Source organism: Paenibacillus abyssi (assembly GCF_014640295.1).
In the GTDB taxonomy this organism is placed as follows: domain Bacteria; phylum Bacillota; class Bacilli; order Paenibacillales; family Paenibacillaceae; genus Paenibacillus_D; species Paenibacillus_D abyssi.
Genome location: NZ_BMGR01000014.1, coordinates 135,402 through 147,392, shown reverse-complemented (window position 1 = coordinate 147,392; position 11,991 = coordinate 135,402). Strand labels below are relative to the sequence as shown.

General features: G+C 42.1%; 11 protein-coding genes. All 11 read right to left on the bottom strand.

Annotated features, from left to right (window positions below):
- A partial coding sequence (locus IEW11_RS19780) for a hypothetical protein (protein WP_188532798.1) occupies window positions 1–5,417 on the bottom strand: 5,417 nt, incomplete at its 3' end.
- Between the two features lie 16 nt (window positions 5,418–5,433).
- Window positions 5,434–6,675: an S-layer homology domain-containing protein gene (locus IEW11_RS19775; RefSeq protein ID WP_188532797.1), complete on the bottom strand. Its 1,242-nt coding sequence runs from the start codon at window positions 6,673–6,675 to the stop codon at window positions 5,434–5,436.
- Between the two features lie 223 nt (window positions 6,676–6,898).
- The gene (locus tag IEW11_RS19770; RefSeq protein ID WP_188532796.1) at window positions 6,899–7,831 is read right to left on the bottom strand and encodes a copper amine oxidase N-terminal domain-containing protein; all 933 of its coding nucleotides are present in this window, start codon (window positions 7,829–7,831) and stop codon (window positions 6,899–6,901) included.
- Between the two features lie 398 nt (window positions 7,832–8,229).
- Window positions 8,230–8,736, bottom strand: coding sequence for a hypothetical protein (locus tag IEW11_RS19765; protein ID WP_188532795.1), 507 nt, complete (start codon window positions 8,734–8,736; stop codon window positions 8,230–8,232).
- 17 nt (window positions 8,737–8,753) lie between these two features.
- On the bottom strand, window positions 8,754–9,089 hold the full coding sequence (locus IEW11_RS19760; RefSeq protein ID WP_188532794.1) for a hypothetical protein: 336 nt from the start codon (window positions 9,087–9,089) through the stop codon (window positions 8,754–8,756).
- Between the two features lie 90 nt (window positions 9,090–9,179).
- Window positions 9,180–9,320 (bottom strand): hypothetical protein, encoded by a 141-nt coding sequence (locus IEW11_RS19755; RefSeq protein ID WP_188532793.1) that lies wholly within the window; start codon window positions 9,318–9,320, stop codon window positions 9,180–9,182.
- A 193-nt stretch (window positions 9,321–9,513) separates the two neighbouring features.
- Window positions 9,514–9,663, bottom strand: a complete 150-nt coding sequence (locus IEW11_RS19750; RefSeq protein WP_188532792.1) for a hypothetical protein — start codon at window positions 9,661–9,663, stop codon at window positions 9,514–9,516.
- Window positions 9,664–9,691: 28 nt separating this feature from the next.
- Window positions 9,692–9,841: a hypothetical protein gene (locus IEW11_RS19745; RefSeq protein ID WP_188532791.1), complete on the bottom strand. Its 150-nt coding sequence runs from the start codon at window positions 9,839–9,841 to the stop codon at window positions 9,692–9,694.
- A 53-nt stretch (window positions 9,842–9,894) separates the two neighbouring features.
- Window positions 9,895–10,050 (bottom strand): hypothetical protein, encoded by a 156-nt coding sequence (locus IEW11_RS19740; protein WP_188532790.1) that lies wholly within the window; start codon window positions 10,048–10,050, stop codon window positions 9,895–9,897.
- Between the two features lie 12 nt (window positions 10,051–10,062).
- Entirely contained in the window at window positions 10,063–10,962 is a 900-nt protein-coding gene (locus tag IEW11_RS19735; RefSeq protein WP_188532789.1) for a hypothetical protein, read from the bottom strand.
- 3 nt (window positions 10,963–10,965) lie between these two features.
- The gene (locus IEW11_RS19730; RefSeq protein ID WP_188532788.1) at window positions 10,966–11,982 is read right to left on the bottom strand and encodes a hypothetical protein; all 1,017 of its coding nucleotides are present in this window, start codon (window positions 11,980–11,982) and stop codon (window positions 10,966–10,968) included.
- Window positions 11,983–11,991: the final 9 nt, after the last annotated feature.

Sequence of the window (11,991 nt, the reverse complement as noted above, 5' to 3'; positions counted from 1 at the left end):
TATGCTGTCGAATCGATTGTCACCGGTATCCCTCTAAAGGTATTCACATGACTGGTTGTAAAACCTGGAACTGGTGGAGTATTGTTTGGCGGTAATGTTCCGACATTTAGCATTCTGACCGTATAATCAGACCAAGCGTCATACTCGTCCTTGACCGCCATTCCTACTTCGTACACACCAAGCTCCTGTGGTGTAACGATCTTTTGCGCCACGTAGTTGCCGCTCGGTGTGATGTAATAAAATCTTTTCTCCAATATCCCTCTTGTGGCTCTGTAGTCGATGCCATTTTCCGATGGTGAATAATTGGTCGCGCTAGCGTATCGATCCGGGTCACGGCTGCTATCGGTCCAGAGAACTCTCCCACTCGCATCTTGTGCCACCGTAAAGTCGGATATCGGCCTGCGATGCACAGTAACCATTTGATTAAACTCATTTGATGTTTTCCGATACATGTCAAAAACTATACTTGGGAAATGAAAATTCGGATGCGGATCATCTTTTGCCCTCAGTTGTACTGTGTAATCACCCACTTTATCAAAGGTTAGTTGCTGTGAATTAAACGTCTTCCCGTGTAAGCTGGATATCCCTTGATTATTAATAAATCGAGGCGCATGCAGGATATTCCATTGGTAAGTCCCTGCCATCGGATCTTTCTCCGGATCTGTAAAAAGGATATTACTGTATCTTACATCCGCTTTGGCAGTCCCTTCATTCCAGATGGCAAACTGCTTGGACCAAAACTCTTGATTCTGCAATCCTTTGTAGCGAAGTGCGCTAAAAGTGACAAACGACTTGTCCGCAAAATAACCGAATTTACCCGTTGTATAAGTATTATCCTGCGCTTGAAGTACAGGAATATTATTAAGCCATACCTCAATACTGTTACCTATAAATTTCAGTTTAAGGGTGTAAGATTGGCCATCTTGTAAAGGATAACTTCCTGTGGCCAACTGCGTTCTCGCTCCATTAATATACTTGGTCAATGAAAGCTGGCTCCCATTCGTCTCAAAAGCATAGCGATTACGCGGATCTCTCATGCGGAAGGAGAAGCCTAGTGAATCCTTATCGTAATCCACATCGGCCACCGAGAACGTAAAACTGACTTCTGCGTTTGCCAGGTCCGTGTTCGATAAGAATTGCCCGTTGGTAAAAGCCCGATTCACAAGCGGCGCTGTAGATGGTGATCCATAGGACGCTTTTAAAGAATAGTTTATTTCATCACTGTTATTAGGGCGCGTTAATGAGACATAAAATCCATCGCCAAAATATTCGCCAAAGAACTGCACATTAGACGTACATGAGCTATTCCCTACTACATCTCCGACTTTTATTCCTGCAGCGTTGTATACAGGGTTTGTCGGTCCACAAGCGGTAGGCTGGGTCGTGCGAAACCCTTCTGTGGTGACGGTGCTATTCTGGTTCTGATGTTTGGTCCCATTGAAGTCAAAATAAATCGTTGAACCATTATCTTTTGAGAAACGGTGTGCATCAAAGCCTTGGTTGTTGTCGTTGGCCATGAATCGGGATTTTAACGCACCATTTGCAGTATTATATACCGATACGATTTCCCGGTCACTTTGATAGATTTCACCGGGCTTATTAAACAGCTGGTACGTCCGGACCTGTACTTCATTCGTAAATGGATTGATCACCAGTCCGTTAAATTGATCCAGATCATACATATTGTACAACGTGCCAGTTGAAGCTTTGGTCGGATAACCCAATTCGTTCGGTCCCGTTAAATACTGTCTCCACGCCAGCGTTAAATCCGGATTATACTTGGCCACACTTAAGTCATAATATCTTCTGGGCGTTTGTTCCGTTCCGCTGGATTGTCTAAAGCCTTCATAAGCATAAATCGCCCCGCTGGGATCTGTAAATAAAGGTCTGGACGAGATATATTGGACATCATCTGAAGAAACTCGCGAATCCCTCGCAACCGGAATCGTCCATGATGGCAGATCCGTTTTATTCAAGTCAGGTGTAAATTTAATCCAGCGAGTGGATTCCTTTCCCGCCTGTTTAAATTCATTACTGTTTGAAATGTCGCTGCGCAAATAAATATCTGTGCCCTGCGCATGGCTAATTTCCCACAACGAATAGCTATTGTTCTGTCCTTTTCCAAAGTCTAGCGGAAACACTTGACGACGCACTTGTTGGCCATTCAAAGTATTATAAACAATCAGCTCATATTCGCCGGTATAACGTAGAACATAAAGATAATGACCGGCTAACTCCCAATTAATGCTCAAGGCTTGAGATACCGCTATGTCAAACACAAAGGGGCTTCCATTTTTATAGCGGAATAGTAGCGATCCATTTTGAAAATATGATTCTATTGGTGATAGCTTCTTTGGATCCAAACCATAAATACGCATGGATCTATTCCACATACCCGAATTGGTTGCTTCATCAAAAATGAACAGATTTTTCGTCGATCTCATTTTTGGGGCTGCAGCTTGACTATAGTTTAGGTTATTCAACAATCGGTAATTTGAATCATAATAAACAAGCTGCCTACCGCTGGGATTAGCTAAAGTGAACGCAAATTGCGGCGTATTGGTTGCAGCCCGGTAAGGTGATAAACGGTTCGGACCAAAACCATTATTACTCATATCAAATGCGTTCCATCTCGAATAAGTTGGATACTTCACAAAATATTGAAACATTTGTTGCTGCCCGAAATTTTTCCCTTCGCCGCTAACCAGCCTTCCGTTCTGCACTTGCCACAGGTTGTTTTTATTGTAGACTTGTCTACCTTCATTAGTGACGTAGACAGGCCAATTCAACATTTGCGCAGCACTTATAGTCGAAGATGGATTAAGATCCGGTTGCGGATTGTTACCTTCGATATCAAAGGATACTTCCGGCGCATTATTAATGACATCCAGCGTTAATATGGCAATGTCTTCGTCTAAGGTATCATCAGTTTGCCCGTATTCTTCGGTCACTTTGACATAAAAAAGATATTTTCCGACTTCGGTCGGAGTGAACGGAAGCCGATTCAGAGTACCTACCATGCCGATCCATTCATCATCTTCAAAGCCGTCATTATTCTGATCGTACTTATATTTATACTGGGTTTTAACGATGGCATCTCCATCCGGACTCGTCGATTTGTTAAGAATGTCGATCATTTGATGCCTAATTCCAACCGGAGGTACTTCCAGCTTAGCGATCGGTGGCAGATCCGGTTTGACGATTATGTTACAAACACCTGGATCGAGCGATCTCATGCCCGTACGATCGTATACATGCAATGAAACCTGAACTGTGATGTCCGAACTGGTATCATTGGTGTAATTTGTTTGGAGATTTGTCCATTCATCCCGGCTGTGGTCGATTGTGCGGCCAACTGGACTGTAACTGTTCGTGGACGTAAATTCTGATAATGGAATCGGCCTGCCCGATTTCACCTCTGCCGGACAGCCCGGAACAGCAACGGGATTTCTAGGCACAACTAAGATCCAGGTCGAAGCGGTTGCCGTTAATCCCCATTGGTCCCGCATCTGTGCTGTCACATGATGATAACCGGTCGTATCCATTGTGATCTGATGATAACCATTGGCATAGAGTGTTCCCTTAGAGGGGAGAGATTGAATAAAAGCGCTATCGCTTCCCACGGTATCAAAACCCATAAACGTCAGTAAATCCCCATCCGGGTCGGTTGGCGTAGGTACTGACGGATCCGTAATATAAATCAGATTCATAGTGGTTCCTTCTACAACCTCATGAACCGGCCTTGTTTGTTCATTCGGATGGACAAAACCAACCCGAAATTCTGGCGGTCTATTATTTGTCGGAGAAGTTACCGTTAAGGTCTTAGGAGACAACCATTCCGATTGTCCGCAGCTGGTATTAATCTTGATCGTGATCATATGCTGCCCCGTGCCAATGTTCCAGGGGTAATTCGAATGACTATATGATGTTGTTACCGTCTGTCCGGATATCCACGGTGTTTCAAAAATACCATTTCGTGAAATCTGATACTTATGCGCAATGTATGTACAACCATTTAAATGAAAGTCCTTCGGTACAAGTGAAAAAGAATCTCTATATTCAATTGTCGATGGCAATACATCAAAGTTTACCGTAAACGAAACAGGCTGCTCATAGAAGAAAGAAACATATCCCGTTTTATTCGTTGTCGTCAAATTGACTGTGATAGAATTACCCTGATCTATAGCATTTGTATAACCAGAATAATTTACATTTCGGCCAAGCAGCGTACCGTGTGACGCAACCGGATTTACCGTCCTGCTTGCTGGCAAGGTACTTACTGCCTCGGAGGTTTCATTTGCTAGTGTGAAGCTTCCATTTGGCCCCTGCCGTACCATATGTCGGACTTTAATCTCCCCATCCCCTACAGGTCGATAAACATGATACAGATATAACGTATTAAAATTTCCAGTGTAAGGAGTTAATTCGTAAAGACGATTTGTAGGTGAGCTAAAATCAGTAGGTGGACTACCTGTTGTTGAACGGACAAACCCTAAATATTGATAATTGGCGTTAGTAGGAGCTGGGAATGAATAGTTTTGTCCGTTTACTAGACTTCTTCTAGTATCAGTAAATATACTAGACAAACTTTGTCCACTTTCGTTTACATGTCTAACAAATGCTTCGGGTGCTTTGTAGTACAGATATAAGTAATAATGAGTATATGTACCATCATAAGTCTCTACCGGAGGGCTTCCTTCTATAATGTTCCCTCCGGTGGGAGGGCTTCCATCCTTACTAAATTTATACCCTACGTAAGTATATTCTGAGTTAGCAGGCGGTGTAGTTGAATAAGATTGATCTTTTGTCATAGTTCTAACTACATCAGGGAAAACAGCCTGTAAGGATTGACCTGCTGTTGTGTAATGTCTGGTTGTATGCGTTCCGGTAGTTACTTCTATAGTACCTTCAAAAGTAACCGTAACAGGGAAAGGGTAAATCATATTATTGTTGCCACCGCAAATAGCACCAGTGTACCCGTGTACTCCTTTACCAGAATACCCTTCTATATAAACGGTATTCCCTGAAATAGTAGGATTACCTTGTAATGCAGGGTCAGCATCTACCTGCATAGTAACTGATTTAGGTTTCGGATTTTTCACCTCAGAGCCACTGTAAGTATTACCATTAGCATCCTCCCAACTTACGTTCAAAGGAGCAGATATATTAGTAGAAGTTTTAACCCAAGTTTTTCTGGGCTCTCCACCATCGTTAGGCGCAACTACAGCACCTTGAATGGTGCTACTAGTACTCCACGTACCGTCTATATGTTGACACCAGTAGTATCCAGGGTTAAAGCTCTGCTTAACCGTTACTGTTATAGTTGCTCCAGAAGCACTTGAGGGGTATAAAGGAATAGATGTTACGATCAAAAACATACATAACAGCAAGTGTACATACCTTTTATTAATTCTCAATTAAACTCCTCTCTTTCTAACGAAAACGAGCTTTAAGTAATATAGAATTCTGATAAACACCACTTATATCAATCCTATCTGTGGTTCCTTCTTCATAGTATCCGTAAAACGTAATTTCTTTTGTTTCTCCTTTCTTCAATATAAAATCATAATCGTGGTGGCTAATATAAGGATGAATTATGCCAAATTTTTCATAGGGATGGCTAGAAGTTATACGAGCAGGTGTTTTCAGACCAAGATTTTGCATAAAAAGCATTCTATCTCCGTCTTTATTAAAGGTTATGTCTGTGACAACAACTATCATTCCCGAGTAATCTTTGCGTATAACTGTATCCTTCCCTATAAATTTATCCCCATATAAACTCTTTTTATTTTTATCATAAGGAAGTAAATACATCCGTTTTAGTTTGACCGTATAATTAGGATGGGTAAGAGTTAGTTTACTGTTTATCCATTTTTTTGTAACGATATCATACATCTTACCTTCAACGATGTTTATATATGGAACCGATGTGGAAACTGTTTCTACATTAATTCCTGTTTCGGCAAGTTCTTTTAACTCTTTAAGGTACTGGTAATCCTCAGGTTTCTTACTTCTACTATTGTAGTAACTTGTCAGCATAGCTACTGCTTCTGCTCTCGTAGCATTATTCCTCAATCCGATTGACTGATCATTATATCCGCTCATTATCCCGGTACCTAAAGTCAAAGCTACATATTGAATTTGTCCTCGTTGAATACTTTTGCTATCCGTCAAAGGTAAATCACTATTGTTCAACTTTGAAAATGTATCAAAAAACTCTTTATAGCTTTGGTCTTTTATCATAGCCTTAGATATCATTCTTGAGATTTCATATCGGGTTATATTTTGATTTGGCTTAAACTCGTTTCCAAAATCAGAAGTAGGGATTAAACCCGCCGCATAAGCAACATTTACAGGATGTAAAGCCCAACCGCCAGTCACATCTTTATAAGGATTTTGTTTTGCGTTAGTTAGTGCTGATATTTTAACGAGCATAGTTGTAAATTCAGCTCTAGATATAGTTTTATTCGGTCTGAACGTCCCGTCAGTATACCCACCGACAAATCCTTTGTCTGAAAGAGCATTAATAGCGCCAGAAGCCCAAAAGGTCTTAGGAACATCTTTAAATTTTTGATCAGATTGCGCTAAGATTACAGACTGAACAGGTACTAATCCAAAAATAAGAGTAAATGCAAGAAAACAACAAGTCATAAATCTAACGGTATATTCTTTCACTAAAATCACTCTCCATAGTTGTTTAGATTGATACAAACTGAATATTCTGTCTATTCCTGTTTATCGTGAATACAACTCTCCGCCATAAGGAACAATCAAACACACTACCAAAACCATAACCAACCATGTTCTTGCCATCATCACTAACCATCCCCTTTGTCATTTAGTGTAATCCTTTAGTACCTTCGATGCTGAAGCTCAACATAATTAACCTACTTAAATATTAACTCAAATTACCAAGTTGCGGTAAAGCACCCGCTGAATCAGAGTGTAGTAGAATTCCAAGGTATTCAATATTAGTAATGCGAAGCTTCTCCCAATCTTTGATTTGATAACGTGATTTATCTACCCTGGATGCAATTAAATTATAGTGTAGGGTAATGTCACCGTGCTTCTCACGCATACCGGCAGCTTCTCCCCTTAGCTTCAGAGGTTGACCCGTCTGCAACAAGTAAGTGCTTGTGCCCATAGTTCCCGTATTATCATTTGTACTTGCCCTTGTATAAACATAACCTGTCGCTGTTGTCGCGAGATCCATACGATAGTAGATTTCACCGTCAATACTCACAGGAAAATCCATTTCCTTGATAACACACACTTTAGTATGTTGCTTCTGTGTGGTTCGGTTAAAAAGAACTAATTCACTATCAGTTCCTTTGAAGTATTTCAGAAATGGTTTAATTTCTACTGCTTCTACCGCATCTTCAAGTTTAGGTACATTCTTATGTCCAATCCACACATAACGATTAACATGATCCCAAACGACTTCCTCGCCGAGCGCCTCACTTACAAAACGCATTGGCACTAGCGTTCTACCCTTCTCGACATTAGCAGGAAGCATTAATGGAACTTCTCTACCATTTACAGTAGCTTTTTTTTCACCGATAGTCAGTTGAACAATACGATCCCCTTTGGCAATTGTAATAACCTTCCCTTGCAATTCTAATTTCGCCCCCAGGCTTTTAACAATAGATCGCAGCTCAACTAGTGTTTGACCATTTACATTTTTGGGTCTTACATCAGACTTAATTTTCCTTGCATTTACTAACACTGCAATTTCCATATCAACATAATTCTTAGTTGCAGCTGAGGCAACTGGGCTCACCGAAGTAATTGCAAATGCCAAGATCAAAGCAGTTAACAACTTATTTTTCATAAAAACCACTCCTCATATCATTTTTCTAGCCCCGTTTTGTAACTAATCATGGAGAATGATTACCGTATCCCTATTTTACCATCCCGTCTCTATTTCCTCATTTTTAAAAGCATTCTATTTTTATCGGTTAAACTTAAATAATTAGCAAATCTCGATAATCCAGCAACCGCTTCTGCAGCAAGAACAAATGAGACTAAGCGACGATTCGGATGTTGGTTTTCATGTAATCTCCTTCTCAGTAATTTAAAGTGTTGCCTCGTGCGCGTGCGATTTAAGTGATGGAACGCAAAGAAGCACCGCAAACAAGGGTATCCCTTGTAAGCAGGTGCTTCCTGCCTCTCGAAAGAGTCGTATTCATCTTCCATCATTATAGGAAAGTACCTGGTGTTTTGCAACACTTAGTAACCCTTATATTCATGAGAGCTGCCCACTATATAACTGCGATCTGCCGAGAATGCAAAGGGGCGAGGATGACGCATCGAAATAATTGCTACTATACTCGGTCCTCTAATCGTATCGACATATCCGTAGGTCGTATTGTTATATGTACATGGAAATCCAGCGGCACTATTGGGACAACCGCTTTCCAATTTATCAAAAACGAGAACCCTTACCTGATCTGAAGAACGAAACATATTTGGCGCGACAGGGTAATTGTTTAAGTCCAGTCGAAGATTCTTTTGCAATGTCGCACTTAAAATGCCTTGTGCGTTATTTGCAAAAATAATACGACCGTTTCGGGCCAGCTCATTTTTATCAATTTGCATAGCCGCATCATGTGTAGCTAAGTCCAATGAATTTTTGAGGCGGGAATACCCCGTTTTACTTGTATGGTTGTCCATCTGCCATATCCATAGTATTGTACAGAACGCGGCTGTAAAAAGAAGAAGTATAGCCCATTTCATAATTTTTCCTCATTTTCTTATGGGATGTATTCCGACATCTCAGTAGCGCTAAACTTATAGTTGCCGGATGGGGAGTCGCTGCCGAACCAATTCATAAGTATAAACATATTACCAACTGGGTATTGAACCGTTATATTGACATCAGTACCTCTGGCCACACGGCCGCCGGTCGTGCCAGCGACTACCAATGGGGTTGTGTTGAAATTAAGCGCCTGCAGATCCGCCTTCATCTGGTTAATTAGCGTTGGTGAAAGGTAACCTTCCCTAGCAGCCAATTTTGCATACTTATGCGTTGTTTGTTCTAATACGACACCCCGCATATGCACAATCTCGGTTAAAAATGGCTGGAACATGAAGAATACCATAAAAGGAAAAACCATAATCAAAGTAATGGACTGCTTCATAAGTATCCGGGGGAGGTTTTAAGCCTCCCCCTTCACCTCCTACTGGAACATATTCTGATAATGCGCTTTTGCCCGTTCCTTCGTATCCTTTCCGTCCTGCCATATTGTCGGGAATGCTACGACGGATAGGCAGGCAAGCGCAAGGGCAATCAATAAAATTTTGACGATCACTTCTTTCATAAGTCACCCAACCCTCCAACTGGCACATTACTGCGGTACATTCTTCTCAGTTAGCTTCACCGATATGTTCGTTTTAGACGTCTTAGAGACTGGAAAAAGCCCCGTAATGATGAACGCCGTAAAAGCCGAGCAGACCAGCGCAATGATTAAGATTTTGGCAATGACCTCTTTCACAGAAAAGCACTCCCAACTCTTATGATTGCGGGATCACGGAGCGCATAACTTCCGCATCCTTCCGGCCGTCCGTTGTTTTGCTGTCGGTCCAAAGACCCGTCACGACGAAGTAAGTAAAGGCCGACAAAGCAATTGCAATTAGCAGGACTTTCGTGATTATTTCTTTCATCTGTATTATTCCCCTTCGCTAGAAACTATTAGTTTTGCGGGATCACGGCGCGTGTAACTTCCGCATCCTTCCGGCCGTCTGTCGTCTTGCTGTCGGTCCAAAGACCCGTCACGACGAAGAAAGTAAAGGCGGACAAAGCAATTGCGATTAGCAGGATTTTCGTGATTATTTCTTTCACTTGTTTCCCCTCCTTTCAGGGTTGTCTTGTAACCGTATATTATCGCCTAATGGTTAAGGCGGTGGAGCCAAGCTGTCGCTTACCCGCGAGTGCGAACGATCCCTAATGGTTTTACTGTCCCCCCACAGACCTGTCTGACTTGCGACAAAGAATGTAATTGCGGAGAGAGCTATCGCGATCAATAAAATCTTGATTATGACCTCTTTCATCTTCTCCCTCCCTTAATTCATGTTATAAGTGGCACCCATCATGTCTTTGTATTCGAGGTAGTAGACGAACAGCCCACATATAATGACCATCATGACACCGGCAAAGGTCAATGTATACGCAACTACGCCCCGGTCCTTCATAGCTCCGCGATATGCTTCTTGCCGTTTTTTCTTGAGCTCCTCATACCGTTTCGTCAATATTTCATGGACTTCTTCGGGTGACGATTGATCTACTTGGTAGAGAATCTCTGCTAAGGATTGGGCCTCCGTCGTACCCACGATTCGGGCGAAACTGTTGAATGCCTTCTCTCTGTTATGCGGATCGTGAGGGTATTCTTCGAGAAAGCGATCCACGGCCGGCCGAGTGTATTTAAGAAACCGCCGCATGTACATAAACATGTGATAAATGTTTTGCTTCGTTGTGTTTTTGTCAGCATATTCATTGGATATGAGCTGCTGGAGAATGAAAATTTCTGCATTCTTTTGCCGTTCATATTGTACTTTCATACCGAGTAAAAGGTATTTGATCGGAAACGATTCGCGCAGCTGCAAGGCCCCGTATAGGAGAAACAGAAGGACAAGACCAAATACCGGATATCCCTGCTCGACATTTAGGATATAGCGAATGTTTAGTATCATAGCAAATGTGAATATGCCCAAGTCCCGAGTCACACGATATTTCATCGGTGTAAATCCTGCAGCCAGCAATCCCGCTTCCTCGAATTGCTTAATCATGTCCTCACGTTGATAAAATCCAACTACATCGTCTTTTCTCACATCGAAGTAATGTCGCATTTGGGTGAAAACCGAAAGTCGCCCTGGTAATATGGCTGCTCGAGCCAGTGAAAAGAGATACATCAGCGGTATGAGTGGCAGCAGGTAAAGACAAATCATTATGATATTGTTCGCCATTCCTCACACCTCATTTCTTGGTTTTTGGATCATATATGCGATCAATGCGCATAACAGTGTAAACAGTAAGGTAAAGACGATCATTCTTATACCAAGCGGGGTTTGAAAATAGTAATGCCAGGATTTACCCATCGAAGGGAACTGATTGAGGTAAATGACCGCCGGCAACAGAATAGCAGGCATATAAGCGAGCTGCATGGTCTCACGATTTTCTGATTTGAGTTCCTCGGTAATTTTGGCAACCTCACTCATGTCAGCAATCAGCCAGCGTAGCCCTTGATCAATGTTGTCTCCTTGCTCTTCCGATTTATGAATCAAAATTCCAAGTTGAATCGACCAGGTTGTTTTTATTCGGAAGATAAACAATTCGATTGCTTCCTCGATATTGGAATTTGCAGCCCCTTGCAGAGAAGGAAGCAGCCCTACAAAGGCATTCAAGATGTCCCCGTTCAATCCCTTAGTTGTCTCAAAGACTGCATAATAAAGGTTTCCGCGATATTCGGAGTATTTAAGAAGCAGGGTATTTACGGCCGGCACAAGGTCATAACTGTTTTTTATCCGCACACGATGCAATTTCATCCGCATTAAGAAGTATGGAACCGTTGCAGCCATTAACGAGATGGTGACCGCCCAGCGATCTACTAAATGAGAGATCATAAAGGTATCTCGGTCAAATAGGCCGGTCCAAAATCCATACACTACAAAGGTTCCGAGAAAAGCCCCGACCGTCATGACAAAAAACCGCTGAATCAATTCTTCATCACTCTCGTCACCGGTAGAAATGGAACGGGAGAGAAGGACTAGGTGCTTGGCCCATTTTGCTACTGGCTTTGCCGAATTGTCGTTTTCCGAGACACTCGGCAGGCCCCTAAAACGGACAATTCTATAGGTCCTCGTAAGAGGCATAACGAATCGGGCAAGCAAATATATAATAATTAACGGTACCCCGCCAATTAACACCGTCCGTATTAACGGATCCAGTGAAGCTCTTAATTGTTCAATTATTTCTCCGCTCAACATTGCTCTGGT